We start from the raw sequence: 26,323 nt of genomic DNA, 5'->3' as shown, positions 1-26,323 counted from the left end.
GGTGGCCCCGGGTTCGCCGGTATAACCGCGATGCCCCGACCGACCGCGGGCCCTGCGTTGCCCGAGGCGGTCACCGGCACCCTCTACGATGCTGGGTATGCAACCCCCCAGACGTCTCTTCGCTGTTGTCGCCGCCCTCAGCCTCGCCACCACGGTGGTCGCGGGCTGCTCGTCGGGCAAGAAAGACAGCGGCGGACCATTACCCGAAGCGACGGCATTGGTGAAGCAGGCGACCGACAAGACCAAGATCGTCAAGAGTGCACATCTGGTCCTGACGGTGAACGGCAAGATCCCGGGATTGTCGATGAAGACGCTGACCGGCGATCTCACCACCAATCCCACTGCCGCCAAAGGAAACGTCAAGCTCACCCTCGGCGGGTCCGATGTCGATGCCGACTTCGTCGTCTTCGAAGGGATCCTGTACGCCACCCTCACACCCAACAAATGGAGCGACTTCGGTCCGGCCGCCGACATCTACGATCCCTCGCAGATCCTGAACCCTGACACCGGGCTGGCCAACGTGCTGGCGAACTTCACCAACGCCAAAGCCGAAGGGCGCGACACCATCAACGGACAGAGCACCATCCGCATCAGCGGGAAGGTCACGGCGGACGCCGTGAATCAGATCGCGCCGCCGTTCAGTGCAACCGATCCGGTGCCGGGCACCGTGTGGATCCAGGAGAACGGCGACCACCAGCTGGCCCAGGTCAAGTTGGATCGGGGTTCGGGCAATTCCGTCCAGATGACCTTGTCGAATTGGGGCGAGCAGGTGCAAGTCACGAAACCGCCGGTGAGCTGATGAGCACGCAGACGGGCCGCCGGGTAGCGATCAGCGCGGGCAGCCTCGCGGTGCTGCTGGGTGCCCTCGACACCTATGTCGTGGTCACCATCATGCGCGACATCATGAACAGCGTCGGTATCCCCGTGAACCAGCTGCAGCGGATCACCTGGATCGTCACGATGTACCTGCTGGGCTACATTGCCGCGATGCCGCTGCTGGGCCGGGCCTCCGACCGGTTCGGCCGCAAACTCATGCTGCAAGTCAGCCTCGCCGGCTTCGCCGCGGGTTCGGTGATCACCGCGCTGGCCGGACACTTCGGCGATTTCCACATGCTGATCGCCGGGCGCACCGTCCAGGGGGTTGCCAGCGGCGCACTGCTGCCGATCACGCTGGCGCTGGGTGCCGATCTGTGGGCCCAGCGCAACCGCGCCGGTGTGCTCGGCGGCATCGGCGCCGCACAGGAACTCGGCAGTGTGCTGGGTCCGCTGTACGGGATCTTCATCGTCTGGTTGTTCCATGATTGGCGCGACGTGTTCTGGATCAACGTCCCGCTCACCGCGATCGCGATGGTGATGATCCACTTCAGCCTGCCGTCCCATGACCGCAGTGCCGAGCCGGAACGGATTGACGTGATCGGCGGGCTACTCCTGGCCACGGCGCTGGGTCTGGCGGTGATCGGGCTCTACAACCCCAACCCCGACGGCAAACAGGTGCTACCGAGCTACGGGTTGTCGCTGGTGATCGGCGCGGTCGTGGCCGCGGTGTTGTTCTTCGTCTGGGAGCGCATGGCCCGCACCCGGCTGATCGAACCGGCCGGTGTGCACTTCCGGCCGTTCCTGTCCGCGTTGGGCGCATCGGTGTGCGCCGGCGCGGCGTTGATGGTCACCCTGGTCAATGTGGAGCTGTTCGGCCAGGGTGTGCTGGATATGGACCAGGCCCAGGCGGCAGGGATGCTGCTGTGGTTCTTGATCGCCCTGCCGATCGGGGCGGTGGTGGGCGGTTGGGTCGCCACTCGGGCCGGCGACCGTGTGATGACGTTCATCGGCCTGCTGGTGGCCGCCGGCGGCTACTGGCTGATGCATTATTGGCCGGTCGACCTGCTGGCCTATCGCCACAGCATCTTCGGCTTGTTCACGGTGCCCGCGATGCACGCCGACCTGCTGGTCGCCGGGCTGGGGCTCGGTCTGGTGATCGGGCCGCTGTCCTCGGCGGCCCTGCGGGTGGTCCCCTCCGCTGAGCATGGCATCGCCTCAGCGGCGGTGGTGGTGGCGCGGATGACCGGGATGTTGATCGGGATGGCCGCGCTGAGCGCCTGGGGGCTGTACCGGTTCAACCAGATATTGGCGGGGCTGTCGGCGGCCGTCCCGCCCAACGCCACGCTGCTTGAGCGTGCGGCCGCAATCGGAGCCCTGTACCGGCAAGCGTTCGCCTTGATGTACGGAGACATCTTCAAGGTGACGATGGTGATTTGTGTGTTCGGAGCGCTGCTGGGCCTGTTGGTCAGCGGCCGCAAGGAGCACGCTGAGGAGCCGGAACTCCCCCGGCACCAGGCGGTCGCACCCCAGCAATGAACGGCTAACGCGGTATCAGGCTGAGCAGCAGATCCGGTCCCACCTTTTCGACGCTGTCGTATTGCCACCGCAGCGCGTGCGCGATGCTGGACACCCCCACGTCGTCGACCGCGGTGACCGGCCCGCCCAGCAGGATCGGCGCGACATAGGCCAGGATGCGGCTGATCGCCCCGCACCGCAGAAAGGCGCCGGCGAGCGTGGGACCACCTTCCAGCAGGACGTCGGTGTAGTCCAACAGCGCCCTGAGCACCTCCACCGGCTCGTGGGTACGCAGCACCATGGTCCGTGCGTCGTCGTTGAGAACTTTTGCCTCCGGCGGTATGTCGCGGGTGCCCACCACCACCCGCAGCGGCTGTTTCGCCGCCAGGGACCCGTCCGGCAGGCGGGCGGTCAGGGCCGGGTCGTCGGCCAGGACGGTGCCGGTGCCGACTACGATCGCGTCGGCGATCGCGCGCCGGCGATGCAGGTCGGCGCGGGCGGCCTCGCTGGAAATCCACTGGCTGGAGCCGTCGGCGGCAGCGCTGCGGCCGTCGACGCTGGTGGCGTACTTCCACGTCACGTGCGGTAGCCCGGTGCGCTGCTTGTGCAGCCACTCGCGCAGCGGTCCGGCCGCCACGTGGTCGGCCAGCACCCCGGAGCGCACCTGCAGGCCCGCTGCCGACAGCCGCCCGGCACCGCCCCCCGCGATTCCGTTGGGGTCGGCTACGCCGTAGATCACCGTGCCCACCCTGGCTTCGATCAGCGCGTTCACACATGGCGGGGTCTTGCCGTAGTGGTTGCAGGGCTCCATGGTGACCACCGCGATGGCGCCGGCGGCCAAACCGCCGGCCCGACGTAGTGCCACCACCTCGGCGTGGTCGCCGCCGGTGGGCTGGGTACCGCCGACGCCGACCACCCGGCCCTCGGTGTCCACAATGACCGCCCCGACGGGTGGGTTCGGATACGTTGAGCCCTTGACCAGGTAGGCCTGGTCGATGGCGAGGCGCATGGCGTCCTCGATGCTCTTGACCTGCTCGACAGTCATCGGCTGCTCACCGGCCACGGTGGTGTGACGCGGCCCTGGCCCGTTGCCGAAGTGCCTCTACCGCGGTAGCCGGGTTATCGGCGCCATACACCGCCGATCCGGCGACGAAGCAGTCGACGCCCGCCTCGGCCGCCTGCTCGATGGTGTCCGCGTTAACGCCGCCGTCGATCTCGATCAGGATCTTCAACTCACCCGAATCGACCATCTTGCGTACCGTCCGCACTTTGCTCAACACCTCGGGAATGAACTTCTGGCCGCCGAAGCCGGGCTCCACCGACATGACGAGCAGGGTATCGAAGTGCGGCAGGATCTCCAGATACGGATCCAGCGGCGTCCCCGGTTTCACGCTGATACCGGCTTTGGCGCCCGCTGCCCGGATATCGCGGGCCACCCCGACCGGATTGTCGGCGGCCTCGGCGTGGAACGTGACGTTGTGGGCGCCGGCTTCAGCGTAGGGCGGAGCCCACCGGTCCGGGTTGTCGATCATCAGATGACAATCCATCGGGATGCGGCTTACCGCCAGCAGGCTTTCCACCACCGGCAGGCCGATCGTCAGGTTCGGCACGAAGTGACCGTCCATCACGTCGACATGCAGCCAGTCGGCACCGTGCACCGCGGCTGCTTCGTCGGCGAGCCGGGCGAAATCGGCAGCCAGGATCGACGGCGCAATCATCGGCCCTCCCGTGCTGCAAGGCATGAGCGACAGACTACTGAGCCCGGCGGCGCGGCGTGCGACGCGCACCGGCGCGTCACGCGAGCCGTTGCAGCGCGGCAGCGAACATCGCGTCGGTGCCGTGCCGGTGTGGCCACAGCTGAACGTACGGTCCGTCACCGAGCCCTTCGGTGACGGGTTCGAACAACGGCCGGGTGTCCAGCGCGGCCACCGGATGCCGGCGCAGGGCGTCGGCCACCACCCCCACGGTTTCGGCGAGGTGCGGCGAGCAGGTCGCGTAGAGCACCACGCCGCCCGGCCGGACCAGCGCAATCGCGGCAGCCAGCAGCTCACGTTGCAGCTTGGCCAGCGCGGGCACGTCGGCCGGTTGACGCCGCCAGCGCGCCTCCGGGCGGCGGCGCAATGCGCCCAGCCCGGTGCACGGGACATCGACCAGCACCCGGTCGAAGCCGGGGTCGAGCCCGCTGTGGCGACCGTCGGCCTGCACTACCGAGACCGGCAGCCCGGCGGTGTTGGCCCTCACCAGGCCCGCGCGCTGCGGTGACGGCTCGACAGCGGTCACCCGGGCCCCTGATTGCCCGCCCAGGCCGGCCAGCAACGCGGTCTTACCACCCGGTCCGGCGCACAGATCGAGCCACCGGCCGTGGTCGTCGTCGACGGGAGCCAGCGTCAGCGCCCGCGCCACCAGCTGGCTGCCCTCGTCCTGGACCAGCGCGTGACCGTCACGCACCGGCGCCAGCTGTGCCGGGTCGCCGCCGGGCAGGTACACCGCGTACGGCGAGTACCGGCCGACGGTGCCGCCTACCGCGGCGGCGAGTTCGGCGGCGGTCAGTACCCCGGGGCGAGCCGCCAGGTGCACCTGCGGGCGTTCGTCGTCACTGGCCAGCACCGCGTCGAGCTCGGCGGCCGCTGCGCCCAGGGCGTCGGCGAATGCCTGTGCGATCCACCGTGGGTGGGCATGCACGAAGGCGGCATGTCCGATCGGGTCGCTACGCGGGTCGGGAGCCAGCTCCTCCACCCAGCTCCGCTCGTCGCGGCCGGCGATGGTTCGCAGCACACCGTTGACGAATCCTGCTCGGGCGGAATCGAATTCGATGCCAGCCTGGTCGACCGTGGTGGACACCGCGGCGTGGGTGCCGACTCGGGTGCGCAGCAGCTGGTAGGCGCCCAGCCGTAGCAGGTCGAGCAGGACCGGGTCGATCGCCTCCGGTGCCCGTCCCGCTGCCGCACCGATGACCGCGTCGAGCAGGCCCCTGGTCCGGCAGGTGCCGTAGGTCAGCTCGGTGGCGAAGGCCGCGTCGCGGCCGGTGATGCCGCGCTTCCGTAGCAGCGCGGGCAGCGCCAGGTTCGCATAAGCGTCCCGGCTGGCTACCGCGCGCAGGGCGTCGAATGCCGCGGCGCGTGCGGGGTCCAGTGGCCGGCGGCGACGGCCTCGTTCGCCGGTTCGGGAACGTTGGGGCCTCGCGGTCATGAGGCCCGCGCGCCCGGGTCGAGCCGGGCCCCGCGCGCCCAGTCGGCCGCCTGCATCGGCTTCTTGCCCGGTGGCTGAATCTGGCCCAGCCGCACCGGTTCGGAGCCGGTGCCGATCCACACGCTCGTGCGGTCTGCGTGAATAGCGCCGGGCGGTAACGGTTCTGGAGGTTTTGGTGCGCCGTCGAGCTGTACCGGTCCGAGCTTGACCCGCAGGTCGCCGATGAGGGTCCAGGCGCCGGGGTTGGGGGTGACGGCGCGGATTCGGCGTTCGACGACCGCCGCCGGAAGTTCCCAGCGCACCCGCGCCTGCTCCACGGTGATCTTCGGTGCCAGGCTGACTCCGTCGGCCGGCTGTGGTCGCGGCGTCAGCGTCTGGTCGGCGATGCCGTCCAGCGTGGCAGACAGCAGGGCCGCACCCGAAACGGCAAGTCGCTCAAGCAGATCGCCCGCGGTGTCGGTCGGCCGAATGGCTTCGGTGACCACACCGTAGACGGGGCCGGAGTCCAGACTGGGCTCGATCTGGAAGGTCGTGGCGCCGGTAATGGTGTCCCCGGCGGCAATCGCGGCCTGCACCGGCGCCGCGCCGCGCCAGGCGGGCAGCAGCGAGAAGTGCAGGTTGACCCAACCGCGCTGCGGAATCGCCAGCAGCGCGTCGCCCAGCAGCGCCCCGTAGGCGACCACCGCGCAGCACTGCGGCGCCACCTCCGACAGTTCAGCGACGAATTCCGGCGAGTTGGGCCGCGACGGCCTCAGCACCGGTATGCCGCGATCGAGTGCCTCGCGGGCCACCGGCGACGGCTCGGGCCTGCCTCGCCGCCCGGATGCGGCGTCGGGCCGGGTCAGCACCGCGACCACATCGTGACGGGGCGAGTCGATGAGGCGACGCAGTGCCGGCAGCGCGGGTTCGGGCGTGCCCGCGAAAACGATGCGCACCGCAACAGTCTAGGTAGCCGGCCAGCCGCATCGATGTGTCGCGGGCCACAATCCGGACCCGCCAAATTCTCAGCCAGTTATAACCTTGCTAATACATACTATGTCCTACGGAAATGATCTGCCCCGAGGTTCCCACCGCGCCAGCGACGACGAGGTCGAAGTAACGCAGCCCTTCCCCTTCCCAAAGGAGCTCTCCATGACTATCGACACACCGATCCGCGAAGACGCGACGCTCGCGGCCACGCACCGGGCGATGTGGGCCCTCGGCGACTACGCCCTGATGGCCGAGCAGGTGATGGCCCCCCTCGGTCCGATCCTGGTCGCTGCCGCGGGCATCGGGCCGGGCGTGCGGGTGCTCGACGTCGCGGCCGGTTCCGGCAACATCTCGCTGCCGGCGGCCAAGGCCGGTGCCACCGTCGTTGCCACCGATCTCACCCCGGAGCTGCTGCAGCGGTCTGCGGCACGCGCCGCGGAGTTGGGGCTGACCCTCGAGTACCAGGAAGCCAACGCGCAAGCCCTGCCGTTCGCCGAGGGCGAGTTCGACGCCGTGATCTCGGCGATCGGCGTCATGTTCGCTCCGGATCACCAGTGCTCGGCCGACGAGCTGGTCCGGGTCTGCAAGCCGGGCGGAACCATCGGCGTGATCAGCTGGACCCCGGAAGGATTCTTCGGCCGGATGCTGGCCACCATCAGGCCATACCGGCCGAGCCTGTCGGCGGCGTTACCCCCGTCGGCCCAGTGGGGCCGGGAAAACTACTTCCGCGGCCTGCTGGGTGATCGAGTCACCGATGTCAAGACACGTCGCGAGCCGTTGAAGGTCACGCGTTTCAGCAGCGCGCAAGACGTCCACGACTACTTCAAGACTCACTACGGCCCGACGATCGAGGCCTACGCCAACATTGGCGACAACGTGGTACTGGCTGCCGAACTCGACGCCCAGCTGGTTGAGCTGGCCGCGGAGTATCTGACCGGCGGCGTCATGGATTGGGAGGTCCTGATCGGCACCGCGGTCAAGATCTGAGTCGGCCCAGTTCCGTGGCGGGCCATCCGCTGCCGAGCGACCGGCCCGCCACGGTACTGCGGCTTGCTACAACTCCATTTCGACGTGCGCGTCGGGTTCGCCGCCGGCGGCGGTAAACGCCGTCAGCGCACGCACCAACCCGCGGCGTTCGGCCTGCGGCATCTGCTCCACGATGCGGGCGATCTCGGCACGCCGAAGCGCGGTGACCCGGCGAACCAAATCCCGGCCCCGCTTGGTCAGCACGGCGAGCAGTTCGCGCCGGGAGTTCGGGTGCGGCTGACGGTCGATCATCCCCGCGCCGACCAGCCGGTCGACCATGCGGCCCGTCGCCGATGGTTGCACGCCCAGCAGGGTCGCCAGGGTGGCCAAGTTGATCGGACCCCTATTGGACAGAATCACCAGGGTCCGGAACTGCGGGATGGTGATCGTCTCATCGATCTGTGCGATGGAATGAGCCGAGATGGCCACCAGCAACCGGGATGCCGTCAGTAGCGAATCGGTGATCGCATCCACCGACTCCTCAGCTGCCGTCGCGTTCTCCGTGGACATCATGGCCCCCTCCCCCGGTCCACCGGGTCGTCAACTTCGCCGTCGCGCTTACACGGGCTGCAGCAAAATGAAGTGTAACAGCGTCCCATAGTCGTAGACATGGATTATTGACCAGCTATATATTTTCTTCCGGGCATGAATCGGATTCGGTTGCCGAAACCTCCAGCCCGCCGGCGACGACGACGTCGCTCTGTGAGCCGTCCACTGTCGGCAGGAGGTCCGATGGCTCATGACACCCCCGTCAGCGAAAGCCAGCCTCCGGCCACCACTCACCGGGACATGTGGGCGCTGGGCGACTACCCCGCGATGGCAGCCGAGGTGTTGGCGCCCCTCGGCCCGATCCTGGTCTCCGCCAGCGGTGTTCGTCCCGGCGATCGCGTGCTGGATGTCGCCGCGGGCACCGGGAACGCAGCGATCGCCGCAGCCCTGGCGGGTGCCCACGTCGTCGCCAGCGACCTGACCCCGAAGTTGCTGCGCCGTGCTCAGCAGCGCGCGGAGGCAGCGGGGCTGAAACTTGGCTGGCGCGAAGCCGACGCGGACGCCCCAGGAGGTGTGGTGGGGCCGCGAAGACTATATCAGCGACCTGTTCAACGACTACGTCTGCGACGTCCGTATGCAGCGCGGATCGCTGCGGGTGGACCGGTTCGACCACCCCGACGGGTGCGTCGAGTACTTCAAGGAGTGCTAGGAGTACTAAGGCCCGGCGATCAACGGCTACCGCAACATCGGCGGCGACCAGAATCGCGTCGCCCAGCTGGATGCCGCACTCAGCGAACTCAGCCGCGAATACTTCACCGACGGCGTGATGGAGTGGGGGTACCTGATTTTCACCGCGCGGAAGCGGTGACCGCGGGTTAGCCGCTAACCCGGAGCTAACCGATGTGCAGCGGGTCGATCTGCACCCGCACCGGCTCGTGGGTTTGACGTGTGCTGAGCACGGAGACCGCGCGCCGCAGGCAGGCTGCCAGTTCCAGGCCGTGCTCGCGGCGAACCCGCACCAGCATCCTGGTGACGGGCGCTCCGGCGGGGATGCCGGCCGGTCGGCGCACGCCGGGCGGCAGATCGACCGGGCCGAGCAACTCGGCTTGGAAGCGTTCGGGGTCGGGCAGCCCGGCCTGGTCAAGCAACGCCATGACCGCCTCGGCGGTGCCGTCGAGAGCGGCGATGTGCACGCTCGGCGGCAGCCCCACTTCGCTGCGGGCCATCAGCTCGGCCTCGGCGTGGCCCACCGGGTCCCAGCGAATCAGGGATTGCACCGTCGGGATGGCTGATTCGGCGACCACCATCACCACGCCGCCGTCAGCCCGCGACCGCACCAGCGCCGCCGCCGCCATCCAGCGCCACAGCGCGTCCTCGGCGGCGCGCAGGTCCTGTCGCCCCAGCAGCGCCCAGGTGTCCAGCAGCAGCGCCGCCCCGTACCCGCCGGACGCCCGGGGTTCGGCTCCGGGGGTCGCGACCACCAACGCCGGGCGGGCGGCCACCTCGGGGATGACGGCATCGCCCGACGAGGTGATCACCGCCGTACCCGGGAACGCCCGGCCGAGCTCTTCGGCGGTGCGCCGGGCCCCGACCACCGCGGCACGCACCGCATCCGATCCGCAACGCGCGCAGCGCAGCGCCGGCTCGGCGCGACCGCACCAGCGGCAAACCGCGCCCGGCCCGCCGCGTTCCTGCAGCGACAACGGGCCGGTGCAGTGCCGGCAGCGGGTGATCGCCCGGCAACGACCGCAGGCCAGTGACGGCACATAGCCGCGGCGGGGCACCTGAACCAGGACCGGCGCTGCGGCCGCCAGTGCCGAGCGGGCGGCGCGCAGGGCGATGGATGGCAGTCGGGCGGTGCGAGCGGCCGGGTCGCGTTCCTCGGCGTACCCGCTGTCATCGAGAGCGACGACACGCGGACTGCGCGCCCGCACCACCGGCCGGGCCGCGACGATGTCGTGGGCCCAGCCGCTGCGCACCAGCGCGTGGGCTTCGGCGGTTCTCGCGTAGCCGCCGATCAGCGCCGCGCACCGGGCCTGATGGGCACGCAGCATCGCCACCTCCCGAGCATGGGGATAAGGCGCCCGCGGCTCGGCCAGGCTGTCGTCGCCGTCAGCCCAGACCATGACCAACCCCAGGTCGCTCAGCGGCGCGAACACCGCGCTCCGAGTGCCGATCACCAGCCGCGCGCTGCCCCGCAACGCGGCCAGCCACCTGCGGTAGCGGGCGGCCGGTCCCAGGCCGGCCGACAGCGCCACCACGTTGGGTTCGTCGATCCGGGCCGTCACGGCCTGCCACAACGTGTCCAGATCGCGCTGATCAGGCACTATCCCCAGGACCGCACGGCCGGCGCGCACCGTCTGCGCGGCGGCCTCGGCGAAGCGATCCGCCCACCGCTCCCCCGGCAACGCCTGCCAGACCGCGCGGGCGGCCCGAGCCTGGGCGAGCGCGGCCAGGAACTGGCCGCCGCGGCCGTAGACCTGCCAGCACGACGGGTCGACCGGGTCGACATCGGGCCGGTCGGCGATCAGCCCGGGCTCCCGTTCCACCCTCGCGTGCCGGGCCGGAATCGCCAGCCGCAACACGTCGGCCCGGGTGCCGGCATAACGGGCGGCCACCGCGTCGACCAACCGGCGGATTTCCGGGGTGAGCACCGGTTCAGCCGACACCACCCGATCCAGCCAACCCAGCTTGCCCTGGTGGTCGGTGTCGTTGCGGCGCTCCAGCACGAACCCGTCGACCAGCCGGCCATGGAACCGCACCCGCACCCGCACCCCCGGCTGGGCGTCGTCGGACTGCTCGGCAGACACCAAATAGTCGAATTCGCGATCCAGGTGCGGCACCGACAGCATCGGCAGGATTCGAGCGATCGGCTCGACCTGGATGGGGGTACCGCCCGAGCCGCGAGACATGTTGCCAGAAAACCTTTTTCTTGCTGGTTGGCGCCTCAGGAGCAGTCGGCTAGCGGTCTGCGGGCTCAGCAGCGCCGGCCGGGATTTCCCGCCCGAAGAAGAACCCGGCGGTGATCAGGATTTCCGCGGCGGCGTACGACCACCAGATCGGGACCGCCAGCGCTTCGTTGCCCAAGATGAATCGGCTGATCGCGATCATCGAATCCGATACCGCGAAACTCAGCGCCCCGACGGCCGTCCAGATCGTCGGAAGGCGCGCCAAAAAAGCAGTGCACACCATCGCCGTCAGCGCCAGGATGTAGACGGTCACCGGAACCGTCAGCTTCTCCTGGCCCAGGTGCGGCCAGAACCAGACCAACAGCGATATCGCCCCCACACACATCAGTACTACCGGGGCCAGGCGCGCACGCGACGGGGCCCGCCTTAGCGCCAAGGGCAGCATTGCGCCCAGAAAACACAGGTGCGCCAACAGGAATGAGCCGAGGCCGAAGACGAACGACTGTGTCCACCAAGGGATGGCCAACAGCCAGTCGCCGGTGGCAGAGAACAGCAGTGCCGGCACCAGCCACCGCCGCTCACGCGCAATCGGGTGCGCAACCGCCGCCAGAGCCAGCAGCACCGCCATCGACGCCTTGAACGGCGGCTGCAGAATCCAGTGTCCGGTCAACTCGGTGCCCGGCGGGCGGCTCATCGCGATCACGGTCAAGTACACGCCGTAAGCCAGACCCGCCCACCCGGCCACCACCCAAGCACCGGCCACCAGACGAGATGCGTACGGTACCTGCATGCCCAGCTTGGACCAGACCGCCGACGAACGACCCGCTCTCGACTCCATCCTGCTGAAGGTACTGGATGCGGTTCCCTTTCGGCTATCGACCGACGACGGAATCGACGCCATGCGCCAGCGGATGCGCGATTTGCCGCGCCGGCCGGTGCACCCCGACCTACGCGTCGAAGACCGGTCGATCGACGGGCCAGCCGGCGGCATCGGCATCCGGATCTATTGGCCGCCAACTGATTCCGTTCAAGGCAGTGCCCCGCCGGTGGTACTGTACTTCCACGGCGGCGGTTTCGTAATGGGCGATCTGGACACCCATGACGGCACCTGCCGTCACCATGCCGTGGGCGCCGGCGCGGTGATCGTGTCGGTCGACTACCGGCTGGCGCCCGAGCATCCCTATCCCGCCGCCGTCGAAGACGCCTGGGCCGCAACGTTATGGGCCGCCGAACGGGCTGCCGACATCGGGGCCGACAGCACCCGGCTGGCGGTCGCCGGAGATTCGGCGGGCGGCACCATCGCCGCGGTGATGGCTCAGCAAGCTCGTGACAATGCCGGACCGAACCTGGCCTTCCAGCTGTTGTGGTATCCCTCCACGATGTGGGATCAGTCGCTGCCGTCGTTCACCGAGAACGCCACCGCGCAGATCCTGGACGCCAAGGCGGTGGCCGCGTTCTCTCGTTGGTACGCAGGCGGAATCGACTTGTCCGACCCGCCGGTGGGAATGGCGCCGGGCCGGGCGGAGAACCTGGCCGGCCTGCCGCCGGCCTACATCGGGGTCGCCGGATACGACCCGCTGCGCGACGACGGCATCCGCTACGGCGAGCTGCTGAGCGCCGCCGGCGTGCCCGTCGAGGTGCACAACGCCGAGACGATGGTGCACGGCTACGTCGGCTACGCCGGTGTGGTGCCGGCAGCCACCGCCGCGATGGATCGCGGGCTGGCCGCGCTGAAGCTGGCGTTGCACGCTTAGCTGCCGCTTCCTAGTTTCGCTGTGGATACGCGCTGGGTGCCACGCCGTACCACCGTTTGAAGGCGTGCGAGAACGTCGAGACCTCGGTATAGCCCAGCCGCCTGGACACCTCTTCGGTGGTCAGGCCGACATTGCACAACAAGTCGACGGCCACGGTGGACCGCGCCTCGTTCAGCAAGGCGCGAAACGACGTGCCTTCCTCGGCAAGCCGGCGCCGCAATGTGCGCGGATGCAGGCCGAGCTCGGCCGCGATGTCGGGCAGCGTCGGAAACAGTCCGGAATCACGAAACAGCTTGGTGCGCACCAGCGCAGTGATGCCCCGGCGTTGCTCATTGCGCTGCATCAGCACGTCACACTGCGCCATACACATTTCCAGAGTGTGCCGATCTGCTTGCGGCAACGGCTCGTCGAACATGGCACGCGGGAAGTGCAACCTGTTGTGGGCCCGGCCGAATGCGACGTGATGAATCGGCACCAGGTCGAGCAGCGGCCGCAGCAACCGCTCGTCGACCGCCACTTCCGCCGACACCTGCTCGGCATACTTGGCCGCCACCGGCAATGCGAAACTTGTTGTGGTGGCCAGGATTCCGGCGATGTCACGTTCGATGAAAAACCGCCGCACGTCGGCCGGCAAGTGACCGGCGTCCAGCTCGAGCAAACAGTCTCCGGCCGTTTCGAACAACCGGACGTCGATGTGCAACATCGTCAGCGCGAAGTAGCGCATCGCGATGCTGAAGAGTTCGCGCAAAGTGGCACAAGACATCACCGCAAAACCGAACAGTCCCAAGTGGGTGAGCGTGAACCGACTGCCCACGTCGACCCCGATCCCGGCATGGTCCGGCAACCGGGCCAGCAATCGGCGGACGGCAAGGATCTCGTCGCCGGCACTGATGACGGCATCGGGATCATCGAGATCCGCCGGCTGGATCGCGGTGCCGGCAAGCACGTCGCTGGTGGGCACCCCGTGCTCGTTGGCCACCTCGCACAGCACCCGGGTCGCATAGACCCCGTGACTCACCTCGGCTTGCACGTGTTCCATGATCTGTCCTAAATTCCCAACTCTTTGTCCCATAGTCTCATTACCGGCGGCCGACGTCGTCCATACAGTGAACCCATGGCCACTGTGATCGCCGAGCGACCCCTTAACAGACCAGCCAGACGCCTGAGCACCTGGACTATGACGCGTGAGGCCCTCACCGTCGGCTTCGATGCCGGCGACGGATTCCTGGGCCGGGTACGGGGCAGCGATATCGTCCGATTCCGTTGTGCTGGAAGACGTTTCGTTTCCATCACGTATCCCGGCTATATCGACCACGTGTTACACGAGGCGCGGCTGAAATACGTCAAGTCCGACGAATACGAGCCCATCCGCGCGGCCGCCGGCATCAACCTGCTCACCGATGAGGGCGACTCGTGGGCCGCGCACCGCGGCGTGCTGAACCCGACGTTCGCCCGGCGTCACCTCAACGGCCTCGTCGACCTGATGATCGACCCGATCGAAGACGTCACCGCTACCCTCGTGCCCGCCACGCCGTTCGACATGCACGAGACGATGGTCCAGGCAACCCTGCGCGTGGTCGCCAATGCCCTGTTCAGCCAGGATTTCGGGCCGCTGGTCCACAGCATGAATGATCTGGCGACCCGCGGGCTGCGCCGGGCCGAGAAATTGGAACGACTGGCATTGTGGGGGCTGATGCCGCGCCCGGTCTACGACGCGCTGGTCTGGTGCACTTTCTCCGGCGTCCACCTGCCGCCGCCGTTACGGGAGATGCAGGACATCACGCTGGCGCTCGACGCCGCGGTCAACGCGGTGATCGACGACCGGCTGGCCCATCCGACCCACTCCGAAGACCTGCTCAACGTGCTGCTGCACGCCGACGACGGAAACTGGCCGCGCCAGCGGGTCCGCGACGAGGCGCTGACCTTCATGCTCGCCGGCCACGAAACCACCGCGAACGCCATGTCGTGGTTCTGGTATCTGATGGCGCTGCACCTCGATGCCCGCGACCGGATGCTCGCCGAGGTCGACGACGTGCTCGGGACCAGCCGGCCGAGCGCCGACCACCTGGGCAAGCTACCGTGGACGACGGCCTGCTTGCAGGAGTCGCAGCGCTACTTCTCCTCGGTGTGGGTTCTCGCCCGCAAGGCCGTCGCGGAAGACGTCATCGGCGGGCACCACATCCGCCGCGGAACCACCGTCGTCATCCCGATCCACCACATCCACCACGACCCGCGCTGGTGGCCCGGCCCGGAGAAATTCGATCCCGAACGGTTCCTCGGCAGCGGCGCCAAGGACCGTCCCCGCTCGGCCTATCTGCCGTTCGGAGGGGGCCGGCGCATCTGCATCGGACAGAGCTTCGCCCTGATGGAAATGGTGTTGATCGCGGCAATCATGAGTCAGCGCTTTGTCTTTGACCTCGCGCCGCACTACCCTGTCGAACTTGAGGCGACACTGACCCTGCGACCCAAGCACGGGCTGCACCTCATCGGAAGCGAGCGCTCATGAAGCCCGACTACCAGATACTGATTGTCGGCGCCGGATTCTCCGGGATCGGCGCGGCGATCGAGCTCGACCGGGCCGGGTTCCACGATTACCTGCTGATCGAGGCCGGCGACGGAGTCGGCGGAACCTGGTACTGGAACACCTATCCCGGTATCGCCGTGGATATTCCGTCGTTTTCCTATCAGTTCTCGTTCGAGCAGAGCCCGCGCTGGTCGCGCACCTACGCACCCGGTCACGAACTTCGCGCATACGCCGAACACTGCGTCGACAAATACGCCATCCGGTCCCGCATCCGGTTCAACACCAAGGTCCAGGCCGCCGAATACGACGACGAGCACCGTCTGTGGCGGATCCAGACAGACCCCGGCGGTGTGCTGACCGCCAGGTTCGTGATCAACGCCAGCGGCGTGTTGACCGTGCCGAAACTGCCCGACATCGACGGGGTGGACTCGTTCGACGGCATCACCATGCACACCGCACGGTGGGACCACGGCCAAGACTTGACCGGTAAGCGCGTCGCGATTATCGGCACCGGCGCGTCGGCGGTCCAAGTCATCCCGGAGATCGCGCCAATTGTCGAGCACCTCACCGTTTTTCAGCGGACCCCGATCTGGTGCTTCCCGAAGTTCGACGTGCCGCTGCCGGCGGCGGCCCGCTGGGCGATGCGCATTCCCGGCGGCAAAGCCGTCCAGCGGTGGCTCAGCCAGGCCTTCGTGGAAGCAACCTTCCCGATCTCGGCCCACTACTTCACGGTGTTTCCGCTGGCCCGATGGAGCGCGGTGCTGGGACGGCGGTATCTGCGCCAGCAAGTCGACGACCCGGTGGTACGCGACCAACTCACGCCGCGTTACGCGGTGGGCTGCAAACGGCCGGGCTTCCACAACGGCTACCTGTCCACCTTCAACCGCGACAACGTCCAGTTGGTCACCCAACCGATCGACAAGATCACCCCGTCGGCGGTGGCCACCGCCGACGGCGTCGGCCACGAGATCGACGTGCTGATCCTGGCGACCGGCTTCAAGGTGCTCGACACCGACGACGTGCTCACCTATCCGGTGATGGGGCGCGGCGGCCAGTCCCTGAGCCGGTTCTGGGACGAACACCGGACTCAGGCTTACGAGGGTGTCAGCGTTCCCGGCTACCCGAACTTCTTCACGGTGTTCGGCCCCTACGGCTATGTCGGCTCGTCGTATTTCGCGCTGATCGAGGCGCAGACCCACCACATCCTGCGGTGCCTCAAGCGGGCCCGACGAGACGGCGCGACCTGTGTCGAGGTGACCGAGGAAGCCAACGCCCGCTATTTCGCCGAGGTGATGCGCCGCCGGCACCGCCAAGTCTTCTGGCAGGACAGCTGCCGGCTGGCCAACAGCTACTACTTCGACAAGAACGGCGACGTGCCGTTGCGTCCGACGACGACCATGCAGGCCTACTGGCGCAGTCGCCGCTTCGATCTCGACGACTACCGCTTCACCAGTTAGCTTCACCAATTAGCGCGAGCAGACGCAAAGGTGCCCTATTCGTCGGCGTGTCGGGGGACTTTGCGTCTGCTCGCGTAGGCTCGGGACCTATGGCAAAGGTGTTCTCCCGCATCGACGAATCGTTGAGGGAGTTTATCGGCAAGCAGGCGATGTTCTTCGTTGCCACCGCGCCGTCCGATGGCGGTCGAGTCAACCTCTCCCCCAAGGGATACCGGGACACCTTCGCGGTGCTCGACGACCACACCTTCGCCTATCTCGACTTGTTCGGCAGCGGCACCGAGACAATCGCCCACCTGCGCGACAACGGCCGGATCACCATCATGTTCTGCTCGTTCACCCGCAACTCGCGGATCCTGCGACTGTTCGGCACCGGACGAGTGGTACGCCCCGACGACGCCGAATTCGACAGGCTCCGAACGCATTTCAAGTCTCTACACCCGGGAACCCGGGCCGCCGTCGTCGTCGACGTCGACCGGATCGCCGATGCGTGCGGCTTCGCGGTGCCCTATTACGAGCTAGTCGACGAACGGCCGGTGCTCGACGCCCATCTCGCCAAGGCATCCGAGGGAACCTACGTCCGCCTGGTCGAGCGCAATCAGCACAGCATCGACGGTCTGCCCGGGTTGGAGCCCGATCACCCGATGCCGCCCAACGCCGAACACTGAGCGCACGCGAACTCGCGAGCACCGGGAACTAGATAGCGCGCTTGAGGTCGTCGACCTTGTTGAGCTGCTCCCACGGCAGTTCGATATCGGTGCGGCCGAAGTGCCCGTAGGCAGCCGTCGGCGCATAGATCGGGCGCAGCAGGTCCAGGTCGCGGATGATCGCCCCGGGCCGCAGATCGAACACCTCACCGATGGCCTTTTCGATCTTGACCGGGTCGACCGTTTCGGTGCCGAACGTCTCGACGAACAAGCCCACCGGGGCGGCTTTGCCGATGGCGTAGGCCACCTGCACCTCCACCCGCTCTGCCAGCCCGGCCGCGACGACGTTCTTGGCCACCCAGCGCATCGCGTACGCCGCCGACCGGTCCACCTTGGACGGGTCCTTGCCGGAGAACGCGCCGCCGCCGTGGCGGGCCCAGCCGCCGTAGGTGTCGACGATGATCTTGCGGCCGGTCAATCCGGCGTCACCCATGGGCCCGCCGAGCACGAACTTGCCGGTCGGGTTCACCAGCACCCGCACCTGTGAGGCATCCAGCGTCTGGTGGGCCAACTCGTCGAGCACACTCTTGAGCACGTGCTGGCGGATGTCAGGATCCAGCGTCTTCTCCAGGTCGATGTCGGCGGCGTGCTGCGTGGAGATCACCACGGTGTCCAGCCGCACCGAGACGTTGTCCTCGTAGGCGATGGTGACCTGCGTCTTGCCATCAGGGCGCAGGTAGGGCAGCACGCCGTTCTTGCGGACCTCGGTCAGCCGCCGCGACAGCCGGTGGGCCAGCGCGATGGGCAGCGGCATCAGTTCAGGAGTGTCGTTGATCGCGTAGCCGAACATCAGCCCCTGGTCGCCGGCGCCCTGAGCGTCCAGCGGGTCCGCAGCACCCTCGACGCGCGCCTCGTGGGCGGTGTCGACCCCCTGGGCGATGTCAGGAGACTGTGCGCCAATGCCGATGTTGACACCACAGGACGCCCCGTCGAAGCCCTTGTCCGACGAGTCGTAGCCGATCTGGAGAATCCGGGCCCGCACAGTGTTCGTGATGTCGGCGAATGCCGCTTTCGCCGAGGTGGTCACCTCGCCCACCACGTGCACCTGCCCGGTGGTCACCAACGTCTCGACCGCGACGCGTGAGCGGGGATCCTCCGCCAGAAGCGCGTCGAGGACCGAGTCGCTGATCGCATCACAGATCTTGTCGGGATGTCCCTCGGTCACCGACTCACTGGTAAACAGCCGACCCTTTTCGCTCACTCTGCGTCCTTTCAATAATTAGTTAGCCGAATTATATCCTCCGGCAACAATTTTAGTTCGTCCACTCGGGCAAGGGATCGTCCAGCACCTCTCCAGCAGCCGTACAGGCCTCCACCCGCCGATCCGCTACCCGATACAGCCATGCAAAAACGCGACGATCGCGTCAACGATACGACTGGCCATCAGCGTCTTGGAACCGTGTTGCAGCGCCGACTCGGTTCCGTCGGAAGCCAGCAGCCAGCCATCGTTGTTGTCCACCTCGAAGGCCCTGCCGTCACCGACCGCGTTGACGACCAGCAGATCGCAGCCCTTGCGTCGCAGCTTTTCCCGAGCGTGAAACAGCACATCGCCATTGGCGTCACCGGTCTCGGCCGCGAACCCCACAATGGCCCGCATCTTGGGCAACTGCCCGTGCTCGCGGGCGCGCACCACGCCGGCCAGGACGTCGTCGTTGGGTACCAATTCGATCGTCGGCGGCCCGTCGGAACCTTTCTTGATCTTGGCCGCCGAGACCTGGGCGGGCCGGAAGTCGGCGACAGCTGCCGCCATCACCAACACGTCGACCTCAGGTGCATGCTTGGACACCGCTTCGCCGAGTTGCTGCGCCGAGCTCACGCGCACCACGTTGACACCGGCAGGGTCGATGAGCCCGGCCGTATGTCCGGCGATCAGCGTGACCTCGGCGCCGCGCTGGGCGGCGACCCGCGCGACGGCATATCCCTGCTTGCCGGAGCTGCGGTTGCCGATGAAGCGCACCGGGTCGATCGGCTCGCGGGTGCCGCCGGCGGTCACCAGGAGTTTGCGACCGGCAAGGTCGTAGTGCAGGGCGTCGTGCCGCTCCAGCAGCAGCTGGGCAAAAGTGGTGATCTCCTCGGCCTCGGGCAATCGTCCCGGGCCGCTGTCACTGCCGGTGAGGCGCCCGAATGCGGGTTCGAGCACCACCGCACCACGGCGGCGCAGGGTGGCGACGTTGTCGACGGTGGCCGGGTGCAACCACATCTCGGTGTGCATCGCCGGCGCGAACAGCACCGGACATCGCGCCGTGAGCAAAGTCGCGGTCAGCAGGTCGTCGGCGCGGCCGTGCACCGCCCGGGCCAGCAGGTCGGCGGTGGCCGGTGCGACGACGACAAGGTCGGCCTGCTGTCCCAGATGAACGTGCGGGACGGCGGGCACGTCGTCGAAAACGTCGGTGCGCACCGGCTGACCGGAGAGCGCCTCGAAGGTCGCCGCCCCGACAAAGCGCAGCGCGGATTCGGTGGGGATGACCCGGACATGATGCCCGGCCTCGGCGAGCTGACGAACGACTGTGCAGGCCTTGTAGGCGGCGATACCACCGGAGACGCCGACTATGACCTGTTGGGGGATCCGCTTTCGGTCCATCCGGGGCCCGGCCCTGTTACTCGCCCTCGGTGTGCTCGAGTAGGTCGGCGTGGATCTCGCGCAGGGCGATGGATAGCGGCTTTTCCTGCAACCCGGGCTCGACCAGTGGACCCACGTACTCCAGGATGCCCTCGCCGAGCTGGTTGTAGTAGTCGTTGATCTGCCGGGCGCGCTTCGCAGCGTAAATCACCAGCGCGTATTTGCTCGAGACGCGGTCCAGCAACTCGTCGATGGGCGGGTTGGTGATGCCGAGCGGGGTGTCGTAGGCCCCAATTCCGGCGGATGCCGGATCGAACTGATCCGAGGCGGAACCGGCTAGCGGCGCGTCTGACTGCGGAATACTCACGAAAGACTTTCTCCTGGCGGCGTAGAGCGGTGCGAAAGCGGCAAAAATCTCGATTCTCAAATCCGGCTGGGACTCATGCAGAGCCGGGCATAGCACTAACCAGCAAGGATACCAATTCGGCGCACGCAGACTCCAATCGACGGTTCACCACGACCTTGTCGAAGTCATGTTGGGCTGCCAATTCGATGCGCGCGGTGTCCAGGCGGCGGCTGACGACCTCCGGCGTTTCGGTGCCCCGGCCGACCAGTCTGGCCTCCAGGTCTTCCCAGCTGGGCGGCGCCAGAAACACGGTGATGGCCTCGGGCATCGCCTTCTTGATCGCCCTGGCCCCGGCGAGGTCGACCTCGATCAGAACCGGCTCACCCGACGCGGCGGCTTGCCGCACCGGCTTGGCCAGAGTGCCCGACCGGTGCAGGCCGCCGTGGATCTCGGCCCATTCCAGCAGTTCGCCGCCGTCGATCAGTTGCTGGAAACGGGCGGGGCTGACGAAGTGGTAGTCGACGCCGTCGACCTCACCCGGGCGTGGCACCCGCGTCGTGGCCGAGACGCTGAAGTGCAGGTTCGGGATCCGCTCACGCAGGCACCGGACCACGGTCGACTTGCCGACCGCGGAGGGACCGGACAACACGACTACGCGTCCTGCGCCCGGTCCCTCGCCGGCACTCACTGATACTGATGCCCCTGGGCCGGCACCCCGTACAGACCGTTCGGACTGCATTGCCGGGGGTCGGGCCGGGCGGCCCGCCTCGCCCCCGCACGCGGGCGGAACACCCACCTCAGGCCCTCCGGCCTGCATTGTCGGCGGGGGCTGGGCTAGGCGGAGCCGAATTTTTCCAGCAAGGCCTTGCGCTGACGGTCGCCCAGACCACGCAGGCGGCGAGTTGGCGCGATCTCCAGCTCGGTCATGATTTCCTGCGCCTTGACCTTGCCCACCTTCGGCAACGCCTCAAGCAGCGCGGACACTTTCATCTTGCCCAGGACTTCGTCGGTTTCGGCGTCCTTGAGCACCTGGGTGAGGTTGGTGCCGCCACGCTTGAGCCGGTCCTTGAGCTCTGCTCGCGCTCGACGTGCGGCAGCAGCCTTCTCCAACGCGGCCGCGCGCTGCTCGTCGGTCAACTGGGGAAGGGCCACGATTCCTCCGTCTCTCATCGATATCAATCGATCTTCATTTGTCTTGGCCGGGTATTCCAGCCAGCGCAGACGACCGTACTCACGCTGTCTGACGAAATCTAACCCGACCCCCTGGTTACGGCGACGAATGCCCAGCGTGGACCCAAGATGCCAGGCGACTCACAGGTCCGCCGGGCAGACCCGGGAGCCCGGCCGGAGGTCCGGCCAGATCTCGAGGTTTCTCACTGTGATAACCCCCTCTAGCAGCGGTTTTCGGTACCGGATGCGCTGATCAACCATCACCGCCAGGCAGCCGGGGCTCGCCGCCCCCGGCATCAACGAAGCATAGTGCCGCGGATCACGCATTTTCGGTGACGAGTCGCGCGTGTCTCTTTACTTTCAGCACGTCGCGCCGCGGCGGGGTGTCGGCGCCAATGACTTCTCCGGCGGCTGCGCTATCCGCCGGCCGGCTGAGTTCGCAGAGCGCATGGCGTGCCCCGCTGCGGGAGCAATACACCCGCGTGAGGCGGCTGCGGGCCTTGGCTGCGTCGAGATTGCCGCCATGGTCGAGACCGGAGCCCAGATCAGAGCCCACCATGGCAACCTCGGCAGGGCAGGACCTCGCCGAAGTTTGTGCCCCTCAACACGTAGCCCGGTCTCGGCTCCGGTGAGGCGAACCGCCGGTGGGTGCCGGGTTCGTAGGGCAGTGACCGGGACGGGCCGCTACACCGCCGACAGGTAGGCGACCGCCTCGAGCAATCGTTCGGCCGCGGACCGGATCGCCGGAACACCGGGACCCGCCCGCAACACCTCACGCGACACCGCGGGCAACAGCTGGGCGGGTGCCGCCCCGCCCAGTCCGCCGAGCGCCTCGGGCCGCCCGCCCTGCACTCCGACGCCGGGCACCAGCACCGGTCCGCCCAGGGCGCTCAGGTCGGGCGGCTGCAGGACGGTTGCCCCGACCACCACGCCGACGGATCCAGGCCCGGGTTCGGTCGCCTTGTTAGCTGCGGCGACGTGGTCGACGATCAGCTGCGCCACCGTGCGGCCGTCGGCGTCGGCACGCTGCACTGTCGCACCCTCGGGGTTGGAGGTCGCCGCCAGCACGAACACGCCTCGGTCATGAGCCGCAGCGACCTCCAGCAGCGGCCGCAGCGACCCGAACCCCAGGTACGGCGAGGCGGTCACGGCGTCGACGGCCAACGGCGAGTCGCCGGCCCAGGCCGCGGCGTAGGCGGCCATCGTGGAGCCGATGTCGCCGCGCTTGGCGTCCGCCAGCACCAGCACCCCGTTGGCTCGCAGCGCGGCAATGGTGCGTTCCAGCACCGCATATCCCGCGGCGCCGTAGGCCTCAAAGAACGCCACCTGGGGCTTGACCACCGCAAAACCGGCGTAGGCCCGCACACAGATATCGCAGAACGCGGCCAGGCCGTCGGCGGTGGCCGGCAGATCCCAGGCCCGCAGCAGCTCGGGGTGTGGATCGATGCCCAAACACAGCGGCCCCCGGCGCGCCTTGGCCTCGGCCAGCCGGGCACCGAAACCGGTCACCGGTCAGCGCTCCGGGAATCGATCGCGCGGTGCAGCTCCTGCAGCGACCGCACCCCGATGTCGCCGCGAATCCCGGCTTCGATGCCCTGCACGGCGGCCGACGCGCCCTGCACCGTAGTGATGCACGGAATGTTGACGGCCACCGCGACCGAGCGGATCTCATAGCCGTCGATGCGCGGACCGGAATTGCCGTAGGGAGTGTTGATGACCATATCGACCTCGCCGGCCCGGATGGCGTCGACGGCCGACATCTCGGGGCGGCCCGGCTGCTTAGACTCGAAATGCTTGCGTACCTCGTCGCACGGAATCCCGTTGCGGCGCAGCATCTCTGCGGTCCCCTCGGTGGCCAGAACGCGAAATCCCAAGTCGGCGAGTCGTTTCACCGGGAACACCAGTGAACGCTTGTCGCGGTTGGCGACCGACACGAATACCGTCCCGTGAGCCGGCAGCGAGCCGTAGGCTGCCGTCTGACTCTTGGCGAACGCGCTGCCGAAATCACGGTCGATGCCCATCACCTCACCGGTGGATTTCATCTCCGGGCCCAACAGCGAATCGATGGCGGCCCCGTCGGCGCGGCGGAACCGGTGAAACGGCAGCACGGCTTCCTTGACCGCGATGGGGGCGTACGGGTCGGCGTTCCCGCCGTCGCCCGAGGCCACCAGCATGCCTTCCTCGCGGAGTTGGGCGATGCTGGCGCCCAACATGATCCGCGCGCACGCCTTGGCGAGCGGGACGGCGGTGGCCTTGGATACGAAAGGAACGGTACGGCTGGCGCGTGGGTTGGCCTCCAAGACGTAGAGGACGTCGTCTTTGAGTGCGTATTGCACGTTGAGCAACCCCACCACCCCGATACCGTGCGCGATGGCTTCGGTGGCCTTGCGCACCTTCTCGATGTCGCTGCGGCCCAACGTCACCGGCGGCAGCGCGCAGGCCGAATCGCCGGAGTGGACGCCGGCTTCCTCGATGTGTTCCATGATTCCGCCGATGTAGACCTCGGTGCCGTCACACAGCGCATCCACGTCGATCTCGACCGCATCTTCGAGGAAACGGTCAACCAGCACCGGATGTTCGGGCGAGAGCTGGGTGGCCCGCGTGATGTAGCCCTTCAGCGTCTCCTCGTCGTAGACGATCTCCATGCCGCGCCCACCCAGCACATACGACGGCCGCACCAGCACCGGATAGCCGATCTCGTCGGCGATCCGGCGGGCCTGCGCGAACGTCGTCGCGGTGCCGTATTTCGGCGCCGGCAGGCCCGCGGTGCTCAGCACGTCGCCGAAGGCGCCCCGGTCCTCGGCCAGGTCGATCGCCTCCGGCGGGGTGCCCACGATCGGGACGCCGGCGTCGGCAAGCCGCTGCGCCAGCCCGAGTGGGGTCTGGCCGCCGAGTTGCACGATCACGCCCGCCACTCCAGCGTTGGGGCCCGTGCCCTCCGCGCCGCCGGCGGCCGACTGTTGCTCGGCGTGGAACACCTCGAGGACGTCTTCGAAGGTCAGCGGCTCGAAGTACAGCCGGTCGGCGGTGTCGTAGTCGGTGGACACCGTCTCCGGGTTGCAGTTGATCATCACGGTCTCAAAACCGGCCTGGCTCAACGTGGTTGCCGCGTGCACGCAGCTGTAGTCGAATTCGATGCCCTGCCCGATGCGGTTGGGACCCGATCCCAGGATCAGTACTTTGGGTTTCTCGGTCTGCGGCGCCACCTCGGTCTCGGCGGCCGGGTCCAGCTCGTAGCTGCTGTAGTGGTAGGGCGTCTTGGCCTCGAACTCCGCCGCGCAGGTGTCCACCGTCTTGTACACCGGGTGGATGCCCAGCCGCTCCCGCAGCGACCGCACCCCGTTTTCGCCGGCTAATTCCGGCCGCAGGGACGCGATCTGGCGATCCGACAGTCCGCTGTGCTTGGCGTGTCGCAGCAGCTCCGCGTCCAGTACCGGCGCGTCGACCAGTTCAGCGCGCAGCTTGACCAGCTCACCGATCTGGGCGACGAACCACGGGTCGACACCGCTGGCCTCGGCGGCTTGTTCCACCGAAGCGCCCAGCCGCAGGGCCAGTTCGATGTCGTAGAGCCGGCCTTCGGTAGGGGTCTGCAGCCGGGTCAGCACCTGATCGATGTCGCCTTCGGGATCCGGGGCCGTCCAGAACCCGGCGCGGGTGGTCTCCAGCGAGCGCATCACCTTGCCGAGCGCCTCGACGAAGTTGCGGCCCAACGACATCGCCTCGCCGACGGATTTCATGGTGGTGGTCAGCGTCGGGTCGGCGCCGGGGAATTTCTCGAACGCGAACCGCGGCGCCTTGACCACTACGTAGTCGAGGGTGGGCTCGAAGCAGGCCGGGGTCTCCTTGGTGATGTCGTTGACGATCTCGTCGAGGGTGTAACCGATGGCCAGCTTCGCGGCGATCTTGGCGATCGGGAAGCCGGTGGCCTTGGACGCCAACGCACTCGACCGCGACACCCGTGGGTTCATCTCGACCACGATCAGCCTGCCGTCGCGCGGGTTGACCGCGAACTGGATGTTGCAGCCGCCGGTGTCCACACCGACCTCGCGCAGGATCGCGATGCCCAGATCGCGCATCCGCTGGTATTCGCGGTCGGTCAGCGTCATAGCCGGCGCGACGGTGACCGAGTCACCGGTGTGCACGCCCATCGGGTCGACGTTCTCGATCGAGCACACCACCACCACGTTGTCGTGGCCGTCGCGCATCAGCTCGAGCTCGAATTCCTTCCAGCCGTAGATCGACTCCTCGATCAGCACATTGGCGCTGGGTGAGGCGGCCAGCCCGGCACCGGCCATCCGGTCCACCTGGTCGGCCGAATGCGCCATCCCCGAGCCCAGCCCGCCCATGGTGAACGACGGCCGCACCACCACCGGCAGGCCGAGCTCGTCCACCGTCTCGCGGACCTCGTCCATGGTGAAACACACTCGGCTACGGGCCGATTCGCCGCCGACCTTGGTGACGATGTCCTTGAACCGCTGCCGGTCCTCGCCGCGCTGGATGGCGTCGAAGTCGGCGCCGATCAGCTCGATCCCGTAGCGTTCCAACACCCCGTTCTCGTACAGCGCGACGGCGGTGTTGAGCGCTGTCTGGCCCCCCAACGTGGCCAGCAGCGCGTCGATCTTGTTGCCGCGCTCGGCCTGTTGGGCGATCACCCGTTCGACGAATGCCGGGGTGATGGGCTCGACGTAGGTGAAGTCGGCGTATTCCGGGTCGGTCATGATGGTGGCCGGGTTGGAGTTGACCAGGCTGACCTGCAATCCCTCGGCGCGCAGCACCCGGCAGGCCTGAGTGCCGGAGTAGTCGAACTCGCATGCCTGTCCGATGACGATCGGCCCCGAGCCGATGACCAGGACGTGGTTGAGGTCCGAGCGACGCGGCACTAGCAGTCCCCTTTC

The 26,323-nt window shown here is 67.8% G+C and carries 23 protein-coding genes and 1 pseudogene; 8 read left to right on the top strand and 16 right to left on the bottom strand.

What is annotated here, in order from left to right:
* Positions 1-97: 97 nt before the first annotated feature.
* Together EET03_RS10985 and EET03_RS10980 are read left to right on the top strand one after the other, a co-directional pair.
* Positions 98-799 (top strand): LppX_LprAFG lipoprotein, encoded by a 702-nt coding sequence (locus tag EET03_RS10985; RefSeq protein ID WP_075541830.1) that lies wholly within the window; start codon positions 98-100, stop codon positions 797-799.
* Positions 799-2,352 carry an MFS transporter gene (locus EET03_RS10980; protein WP_099194119.1) on the top strand — a complete coding sequence of 518 codons (1,554 nt, stop codon included), beginning with the start codon at positions 799-801 and terminating at the stop codon, positions 2,350-2,352. Before EET03_RS10985 ends, EET03_RS10980 begins: the two co-directional genes overlap by 1 nt.
* 4 nt (positions 2,353-2,356) lie before the next feature.
* Here the strand turns inward: EET03_RS10980 and ribD are convergent, their stop codons facing one another.
* From ribD to fmt, 4 genes are read right to left on the bottom strand one after another with little or no spacing between them, the layout of a single operon-like run.
* Positions 2,357-3,376 carry a bifunctional diaminohydroxyphosphoribosylaminopyrimidine deaminase/5-amino-6-(5-phosphoribosylamino)uracil reductase RibD gene (ribD, locus tag EET03_RS10975; protein WP_075541831.1) on the bottom strand — a complete coding sequence of 340 codons (1,020 nt, stop codon included), beginning with the start codon at positions 3,374-3,376 and terminating at the stop codon, positions 2,357-2,359.
* A 7-nt stretch (positions 3,377-3,383) separates the two neighbouring features.
* Positions 3,384-4,082: a ribulose-phosphate 3-epimerase gene (gene rpe / locus EET03_RS10970; protein ID WP_099194372.1), complete on the bottom strand. Its 699-nt coding sequence runs from the start codon at positions 4,080-4,082 to the stop codon at positions 3,384-3,386.
* A gap of 43 nt (positions 4,083-4,125) precedes the next feature.
* Entirely contained in the window at positions 4,126-5,520 is a 1,395-nt protein-coding gene (locus tag EET03_RS10965; protein ID WP_075541808.1) for an RsmB/NOP family class I SAM-dependent RNA methyltransferase, read from the bottom strand.
* Entirely contained in the window at positions 5,517-6,455 is a 939-nt protein-coding gene (gene fmt / locus EET03_RS10960) for a methionyl-tRNA formyltransferase (protein ID WP_075541809.1), read from the bottom strand. The genes EET03_RS10965 and fmt overlap by 4 nt, the downstream gene beginning before the upstream one ends.
* A gap of 196 nt (positions 6,456-6,651) precedes the next feature.
* On the opposite strand from fmt, the gene EET03_RS10955 reads away from it, so the two are divergent.
* A complete protein-coding gene (locus EET03_RS10955; protein WP_075541832.1) occupies positions 6,652-7,476 on the top strand; it encodes a class I SAM-dependent methyltransferase in 825 nt (274 codons plus the stop codon).
* 66 nt (positions 7,477-7,542) lie between these two features.
* Here EET03_RS10955 and EET03_RS10950 read toward each other — a convergent pair whose 3' ends face one another.
* Positions 7,543-8,028 (bottom strand): MarR family transcriptional regulator, encoded by a 486-nt coding sequence (locus EET03_RS10950; RefSeq protein ID WP_425271520.1) that lies wholly within the window; start codon positions 8,026-8,028, stop codon positions 7,543-7,545.
* A 219-nt stretch (positions 8,029-8,247) separates the two neighbouring features.
* Between EET03_RS10950 and EET03_RS10945 the strand changes: the two are divergent.
* Positions 8,248-8,872: pseudogene (locus tag EET03_RS10945) on the top strand (class I SAM-dependent methyltransferase).
* Positions 8,873-8,897: 25 nt separating this feature from the next.
* Here the strand turns inward: EET03_RS10945 and EET03_RS10940 are convergent.
* Together EET03_RS10940 and EET03_RS10935 are read right to left on the bottom strand one after the other, a co-directional pair.
* Positions 8,898-10,916: a primosomal protein N' gene (locus EET03_RS10940; protein ID WP_208649037.1), complete on the bottom strand. Its 2,019-nt coding sequence runs from the start codon at positions 10,914-10,916 to the stop codon at positions 8,898-8,900.
* Between the two features lie 49 nt (positions 10,917-10,965).
* Positions 10,966-11,703: a lysoplasmalogenase gene (locus EET03_RS10935; protein WP_075541810.1), complete on the bottom strand. Its 738-nt coding sequence runs from the start codon at positions 11,701-11,703 to the stop codon at positions 10,966-10,968.
* On the opposite strand from EET03_RS10935, the gene EET03_RS10930 reads away from it, so the two are divergent.
* On the top strand, positions 11,702-12,667 hold the full coding sequence (locus EET03_RS10930; protein WP_099194117.1) for an alpha/beta hydrolase: 966 nt from the start codon (positions 11,702-11,704) through the stop codon (positions 12,665-12,667). The genes EET03_RS10935 and EET03_RS10930 overlap by 2 nt on opposite strands.
* Before the next feature lie 10 nt (positions 12,668-12,677).
* Here the strand turns inward: EET03_RS10930 and EET03_RS10925 are convergent, their stop codons facing one another.
* Complete coding sequence (locus EET03_RS10925) at positions 12,678-13,706, bottom strand: AraC family transcriptional regulator (protein WP_075541812.1); 1,029 nt, start codon at positions 13,704-13,706, stop codon at positions 12,678-12,680.
* Positions 13,707-13,781: 75 nt separating this feature from the next.
* On the opposite strand from EET03_RS10925, the gene EET03_RS10920 reads away from it, so the two are divergent.
* The 3 genes from EET03_RS10920 to EET03_RS10910 all read left to right on the top strand — a co-directional run bounded on the left by EET03_RS10920 (position 13,782) and on the right by EET03_RS10910 (position 17,313).
* Complete coding sequence (locus EET03_RS10920; protein WP_075541813.1) at positions 13,782-15,173, top strand: cytochrome P450; 1,392 nt, start codon at positions 13,782-13,784, stop codon at positions 15,171-15,173.
* Positions 15,170-16,648, top strand: coding sequence for a flavin-containing monooxygenase (locus tag EET03_RS10915; protein WP_075541814.1), 1,479 nt, complete (start codon positions 15,170-15,172; stop codon positions 16,646-16,648). The genes EET03_RS10920 and EET03_RS10915 overlap by 4 nt, the downstream gene beginning before the upstream one ends.
* Before the next feature lie 89 nt (positions 16,649-16,737).
* The gene (locus EET03_RS10910) at positions 16,738-17,313 is read left to right on the top strand and encodes a pyridoxamine 5'-phosphate oxidase family protein (RefSeq protein ID WP_075541815.1); all 576 of its coding nucleotides are present in this window, start codon (positions 16,738-16,740) and stop codon (positions 17,311-17,313) included.
* Between the two features lie 28 nt (positions 17,314-17,341).
* On the opposite strand, the gene metK is transcribed toward EET03_RS10910, so the two are convergent.
* The 8 genes from metK to carB form a co-directional block, all read right to left on the bottom strand.
* A complete protein-coding gene (gene metK / locus EET03_RS10905; RefSeq protein ID WP_063470482.1) occupies positions 17,342-18,553 on the bottom strand; it encodes a methionine adenosyltransferase in 1,212 nt (403 codons plus the stop codon).
* A 126-nt stretch (positions 18,554-18,679) separates the two neighbouring features.
* Positions 18,680-19,933, bottom strand: coding sequence for a bifunctional phosphopantothenoylcysteine decarboxylase/phosphopantothenate--cysteine ligase CoaBC (coaBC, locus tag EET03_RS10900; RefSeq protein ID WP_075541816.1), 1,254 nt, complete (start codon positions 19,931-19,933; stop codon positions 18,680-18,682).
* A gap of 16 nt (positions 19,934-19,949) precedes the next feature.
* Positions 19,950-20,279 carry a DNA-directed RNA polymerase subunit omega gene (rpoZ, locus tag EET03_RS10895; RefSeq protein WP_023373127.1) on the bottom strand — a complete coding sequence of 110 codons (330 nt, stop codon included), beginning with the start codon at positions 20,277-20,279 and terminating at the stop codon, positions 19,950-19,952.
* Positions 20,280-20,352: 73 nt separating this feature from the next.
* Positions 20,353-20,946: a guanylate kinase gene (gene gmk, locus EET03_RS10890; RefSeq protein WP_063470484.1), complete on the bottom strand. Its 594-nt coding sequence runs from the start codon at positions 20,944-20,946 to the stop codon at positions 20,353-20,355.
* A 146-nt stretch (positions 20,947-21,092) separates the two neighbouring features.
* On the bottom strand, positions 21,093-21,410 hold the full coding sequence (gene mihF / locus EET03_RS10885; RefSeq protein WP_015355818.1) for an integration host factor, actinobacterial type: 318 nt from the start codon (positions 21,408-21,410) through the stop codon (positions 21,093-21,095).
* 337 nt (positions 21,411-21,747) lie between these two features.
* On the bottom strand, positions 21,748-21,984 hold the full coding sequence (locus tag EET03_RS10875; protein WP_136625680.1) for a hypothetical protein: 237 nt from the start codon (positions 21,982-21,984) through the stop codon (positions 21,748-21,750).
* A gap of 128 nt (positions 21,985-22,112) precedes the next feature.
* Entirely contained in the window at positions 22,113-22,937 is an 825-nt protein-coding gene (gene pyrF, locus EET03_RS10870) for an orotidine-5'-phosphate decarboxylase (RefSeq protein ID WP_075541819.1), read from the bottom strand.
* Complete coding sequence (gene carB / locus EET03_RS10865) at positions 22,934-26,308, bottom strand: carbamoyl-phosphate synthase large subunit (RefSeq protein WP_075541820.1); 3,375 nt, start codon at positions 26,306-26,308, stop codon at positions 22,934-22,936. The genes pyrF and carB overlap by 4 nt, the downstream gene beginning before the upstream one ends.
* Between the last annotated feature and the right edge of the window lie 15 nt (positions 26,309-26,323).

Source organism: Mycobacterium innocens (genome assembly GCF_900566055.1).
GTDB classification, from domain to species: domain Bacteria; phylum Actinomycetota; class Actinomycetes; order Mycobacteriales; family Mycobacteriaceae; genus Mycobacterium; species Mycobacterium innocens.
This window is presented reverse-complemented; position numbering and strand designations above follow the sequence as displayed.